Here is a 3,651-nt window from a genome sequence, read left to right as displayed (position 1 = left end):
TCCGACTCTATCAGATCTTTCCGATCCGATTTCCTCGGTGCTTTCCAGGTTCCCGCTTCCGCGTTTCCCTTTCCGGCGCTTCCGACTTTATCAGAAGTTTCAGGGCGGATTGACCGGCCTTCGTTTCCGATTCATCGGGAGGGGCTTCTTCGAAATCATCGTTTCGAGAAGCAGATAGATGTCATTGTCGCCTTCTGGGTCGAAGCCCATCTCCAGGCAACTGTTTGAATCTACCTCCCCACAGCTTCCGTGTCAACGGCTCCCGTGGGGCGAAGAGGAGACTAGCAGCTGAACGGACCGCTGCGCACATCAGGCGGCCGTCGGAACGGTGGCGCTGCGCTCGGCCGCGTCCAGGTCACCGGTCTCGCCGGCGCGTGCCGCGCGTCCGCCCAGGACGTAGACGTAGGCCAGGAAGGCCAGCTCGGCGACGACTCCGATGGTGATGCGTGCCCAGGTGGGCAGGCCGGACGGGGTGACGAAGCCTTCGATCGCGCCGGAGACGAAGAGGACCAGGGCGAGGCCGATCGCCATGGCCAGGGCCGCTCGGCCCTCCTCCGCCAGTGCCGTGCGGCGTGTGCGGGGGCCCGGATCGATGACGGTCCAGCCGAGGCGGAGTCCGGTTCCGGCGGCGACGAAGACCGCGGTCAGTTCGAGGAGGCCGTGGGGCAGGACGAGGCCGAGGAAGGTGTCGAGGCGGCCGGCCGAGGACATCAGGCCGAAGCCGACACCCAGGTTGAGCATGTTCTGGAAGAGGATCCAGAGGACCGGCAGGCCCAGGAAGACGCCCAGGATCAGGCAGAGGGCGGCGGCCCATGCGTTGTTCGTCCAGACCTGGGCGGCGAAGGAGGTCGCGGGGTGGCTCGAGTAGTACGTCTCGTACTGACCGCCGGGGCGGGTGAGCTCGCGCAGTTCGCTGGGGGCCGCGATGGACGCCTGTACTTCGGGGTGGGTGCCTATCCACCAGCCGAGCAGTGCCGCGACGGCTGTGGAGAGGAGTGCCGTGGGCACCCACCAGTGGCGTGACTTGTAGACGGCCGCCGGGAAGCCGTGGGCGAGGAAGCGGGTGACGTCCCGCCAGGATGCGCGCCGGGCGCCTGTGACCGCGCTGCGCGCGCGTGCCACCAGCTGGCTGAGCCGGCCGGTCAGCTGGGGATCGGGAGCGGCCGACTGGATCAGGGAGAGGTGGGTGGCGGTGCGCTGGTAGAGGACGACGAGTTCGTCGGCTTCTGCACCCGTGAGACGGCGCTGGCGCCGGAGCAGGGCGTCGAGGCGGTCCCACTCCGCGCGGTGGGCGGAGACGAAGACGTCGAGGTCCATCGGTGTGCCTGCTCCTCGGCTGTTCGTCGGCTGTTCGCCGGCACGGCTCGTCTGTGGCTCGTCGGCGATCGGCCGGACCGTCTGGATCGATGATCTGCTTGATCGGCTCGTCGTACTGCGGTGCGATGTGTCATCAGCTTGGCAGACTGGCGGTGTTCGGGGCAGGCCAGGAAAGGGCGGCGGGCGTGAGTGAGCTGGTGACGGGCGAGGCGGTGGCGTTGGAGCTGCGCCCCGCGAGGCTGCCCAGCAGGGCGCTGGCCGTGCTGCTCGACCTGGCGGCGGCCGTGGCGGTCTACATCGCCGTGACCGTCGCCCTGGTGGCTTCCACGGCTTCTCTGGACCAGGCGGCGCAGACGGCGATATCGATCGCGGTGTTCGTCCTCGTGCTGGTGGGCGGGCCGATCGCGGTCGAGACGCTCAGTCACGGGCGGTCGCTCGGGAAGATGGCGTGCGGGCTCCGGGTGGTGCGGGACGACGGGGGGCCGATCCGGTTCCGGCACGCGCTGGTGCGGGGTCTGATCGGTGTGATCGAGATCCTGATGACGTTCGGGGTCGTGGCCTGCATCGCCTCCCTGGTGTCGGCGCGCGGTCGGCGGCTCGGAGATGTGTTCGCGGGAACCCTGGTCGTACGGGAGCGAGTGCCGGCCGGGCGGGGTGGTTTCGTGCCGCCGCCGCCTCCGTGGCTGGCCGGGCGGTTCTCGGGTCTCGATCTGTCGGCGGTGCCCGACGGTCTGTGGCTTGCCGTCCGGCAGTACCTGACGCGGATGCAGCAGCTGGACCCGCAGGTCGGCTGGACGATGGCGGAGCGGCTGGCGGCGGACCTGGCGGACCGTACGGGGGCGCCGGTGCCACCCGGGGTGCCGCCGGCCGCGTATCTGGCGGCGGTGGTGCAGGAGCGGCAGGCCCGGGAGGCCCGGCGGGCCTTCGGGGACGGGGCGGCCGCGGGTGGCGGTCACGTCGGCACCGGCGGTTCGGCGGGGGCCTACGCCCCGCCCGCTCGTCCCCCCGCGGTCGTGCCGCCGGCCGTTCCGTGGGCGGACCCGCGAGCCGTGCCGCCCGGGACGCCGTCCGCGCGTTCCTCCGCGGAGGGCGTGGACGCGCCGGTGCGTGGGGACCGGACCGGCACGCCGCAGGACGCGGCGCCGGCCGATCGCCCCTCGACGGGGTTCGTCCCGCCGTCGTAGGTCTCGCAGGGCGCGCCGCTCAGTCGAAGACCGACGGTGGTGACGCGAGGTCCTCCAGCTCGATGCCGGGGGCGGCGAGGACCACGTCCCCGGCGATGTGCACGGTGTGCTGTTCGCCTGTGTCCAGGGCTGTGACCTGGTATTCGTCCACGGTCAGGGGGCCGTTGTCAGTGGTGTGTGCTTCTCTTTTCACCAGCGCCCAGGACTGGTCCACGGTGCGCGGGGCGAGGACCGGGTCCGTGAGGGCGACGAGGCGTACGCGGGTGGCTGGTGCCGAGGGGGTGAGGCGCAGGAGGCGGGTGGTGGCGACGAGGAACGCGGGGGACGAGCCGGTGAAGGCGTGGGCACGCACATTGCCTTCGGTGGCATGGGCCCCGGTGGGGTCGGCACGGACCCAGGTGACGCCGTCGAGGGCGGCGCCGCGGACCTGCCAGCTCGCGGCGTGGAGTTCGAGGCGGATGGGGCGGCCCAGTTCGTCGAGGGCGAGGTCGACCGAACCCAGGTGATCGCCGGAGGGGGCGGTGAGCCGGGAGACGTAGCGCCAGCCGGAAGGGCCGGGGGCGCAGTGGAAGTGCTCTTCTGCGAGGGGGGTGTGATCGTGCGGATCGTGGAGCGAATAGCGGCCGCGGGGCATGGGGGTCCTGGGTCTTGACGGGCTGGGCCGGCCGGTCGCTGGTCCGCCAACGGGGCAGGCCCCCGGCACGGGGGTGCGGGGGCCTGCTTCGGAGGACCTGCTGCCGGGGAAGCGCGTCGGTGCACGGACGCGCTCCCCGGGGGAGCCTGGGCTCAGTAGCGGTAGTGGTCCGGCTTGTACGGGCCCTCGACCTTCACGCCGATGTACTCGGCCTGCTCGGGGCGGAGCGTGGTCAGCTTCACGCCGAGCGCGTCGAGGTGGAGACGGGCGACCTTCTCGTCGAGGTGCTTGGGCAGCACGTAGACGCCGGTCGGGTACGCGTCGGGCTTGGTGAACAGCTCGATCTGGGCCAGGGTCTGGTCCGCGAAGGAGTTGGACATCACGAACGACGGGTGACCGGTGGCGTTGCCCAGGTTCAGCAGGCGGCCCTCGGACAGCACGATGATCTTCTTGCCGTCGGGGAAGGTCCAGGTGTGGACCTGCGGCTTGATCTCGTCCTTGACGATGCCGGGGACC

Annotated in this window: 5 protein-coding genes; 2 read left to right on the top strand and 3 right to left on the bottom strand. The window is 71.0% G+C overall.

The window, feature by feature from the left end; all coding sequences use genetic code 11:
* Window positions 1-228 (top strand): hypothetical protein (locus RIM90_RS31035; RefSeq protein WP_309064072.1); only part of this gene is annotated, 228 nt, incomplete at its 5' end.
* A gap of 81 nt (window positions 229-309) precedes the next feature.
* Here the strand turns inward: RIM90_RS31035 and RIM90_RS31030 are convergent.
* Window positions 310-1,317 carry a stage II sporulation protein M gene (locus RIM90_RS31030; protein WP_309064071.1) on the bottom strand — a complete coding sequence of 336 codons (1,008 nt, stop codon included), beginning with the start codon at window positions 1,315-1,317 and terminating at the stop codon, window positions 310-312.
* A gap of 185 nt (window positions 1,318-1,502) precedes the next feature.
* Here RIM90_RS31030 and RIM90_RS31025 point away from each other — a divergent pair, with 185 nt between their 5' ends.
* Window positions 1,503-2,501, top strand: a complete 999-nt coding sequence (locus RIM90_RS31025) for an RDD family protein (RefSeq protein WP_309064070.1) — start codon at window positions 1,503-1,505, stop codon at window positions 2,499-2,501.
* 19 nt (window positions 2,502-2,520) lie between these two features.
* On the opposite strand, the gene RIM90_RS31020 is transcribed toward RIM90_RS31025, so the two are convergent.
* Together RIM90_RS31020 and RIM90_RS31015 are read right to left on the bottom strand one after the other, a co-directional pair.
* A complete protein-coding gene (locus RIM90_RS31020) occupies window positions 2,521-3,135 on the bottom strand; it encodes a hypothetical protein (RefSeq protein ID WP_309064069.1) in 615 nt (204 codons plus the stop codon).
* Between the two features lie 152 nt (window positions 3,136-3,287).
* Window positions 3,288-3,651, bottom strand: a 364-nt coding sequence (locus tag RIM90_RS31015) for an adenosylhomocysteinase (protein ID WP_309064068.1), incomplete at its 5' end; no start/stop codon positions are given.

The sequence above is a fragment of the Streptomyces sp. genome (genome assembly GCF_031181555.1).
GTDB lineage: Bacteria > Actinomycetota > Actinomycetes > Streptomycetales > Streptomycetaceae > Streptomyces > Streptomyces fimbriatus.
Note: the sequence above shows the minus strand (reverse complement) of the source record. Positions and strands in the feature narration are given on the sequence as shown.